1 protein-coding gene is annotated in these 656 nt (G+C 73.2%); it reads left to right on the top strand.

Going from position 1 to position 656, the window contains the following annotated elements; translation table 11 throughout:
- Positions 1-14: 14 nt before the first annotated feature.
- Positions 15-656 (top strand): L-lactate permease (locus AB0N07_RS51825; RefSeq protein ID WP_365848060.1); only part of this gene is annotated, 642 nt, incomplete at its 3' end.

Raw genomic sequence — 656 nt, forward strand, 5'->3', positions numbered from 1 at the left:
ACCGGGAGACCCCCGTGCACACCTTCACCCCCGCCCCCGATGCCGCCGGCAGCGTCGCGCTCTCCGCCGCGCTCGGCGTCCTGCCCCTGCTGACGTTCTTCGCCACCCTCCTCGGCCTGCGCCTCAAGGCCTGGCAGTCGGGACTCGCCGCGCTCGTGGTGGCCCTGCTCGTGGCCGTGCTGGGCTTCCACATGCCGGCCCACCTGGCGGCGCTGTCCGCCGCCCAGGGAGCGACCTTCGGCCTGTTCCCGATCGTCTGGATCGTCGTGATGGCGCTGTGGTTCTACCAGGTCACCGTGCTCTCCGGACGATTCGACGACATGCGCGCGAGCTTCGACTCGCTCGGCGGCGGAGACATCCGCATCCAGGCCGTGCTCATCGCGTTCTGCTTCGGCGGCCTGCTCGAGGCCCTCGCCGGCGTCGGGGCCCCCGTGGCCATCACGGCCACCATGGTGCTCGGCCTGGGCGTGCCCCCGCTGCGGGCGGCCACCGCCGTGCTGCTGGCGAACACCGCGCCCGTGGCCTTCGGCGCCGTGGGCACCCCCATCACCACCGCCGGCACGCTCACCGGCATCCCCGCCACGCACATCGGCGCGATCGTCGGCCAGCTGGCCCCGTTCGTGGCCGTGCTCGTGCCGTTCCTGCTCGTGTTCATC

The organism is Streptomyces sp. NPDC051172 (genome assembly GCF_040682555.1).
In the GTDB taxonomy this organism is placed as follows: Bacteria; Actinomycetota; Actinomycetes; order Streptomycetales; family Streptomycetaceae; genus Streptomyces.